The organism is Streptomyces sp. MMG1121 (assembly GCF_001280015.1).
Classification (GTDB): Bacteria; Actinomycetota; Actinomycetes; order Streptomycetales; family Streptomycetaceae; genus Streptomyces.
Window position 1 is genome coordinate 1 of record NZ_LGDV01000124.1, and the last position, 299, is coordinate 299.

Genomic DNA, 299 nt, shown 5'->3' on the forward strand with positions numbered 1-299 from the left:
GTGCTTGATCCGTACGGTGTCGTAGCCCTGCGGGATCGGCTCGAAGACGTTGCCGCCGATGAAGGACAGGTGGGCCTCCAGGCCCTCGGCCTTGAAGCTGGCCAGTGCCTCGCTCTGCTTGTCGGGCAGGTCGAAGGTGGTGACCCTGAGTCCCGGGGAGGCCTTGTGGCGGTAGGGGGGGATCGCGCCGGGGCCGGGGGTGCCGGCGACGTCGAGGACCCTGGAGCCGGCCGGGATGTCGATGTGGTCGAAGAACCAGGGGTCGATGTTGGCGGTGACGTTGTTCATCAGCTTCAGCC

At 67.6% G+C, this 299-nt stretch carries 1 protein-coding gene; it reads right to left on the minus strand.

Features of this window, described 5'->3' with window-relative positions; all coding sequences use genetic code 11:
* On the minus strand, positions 1-288 hold a 288-nt coding region (locus ADK64_RS13425), incomplete at its 3' end, for a methyltransferase (protein WP_267888545.1).
* Between the last annotated feature and the right edge of the window lie 11 nt (positions 289-299).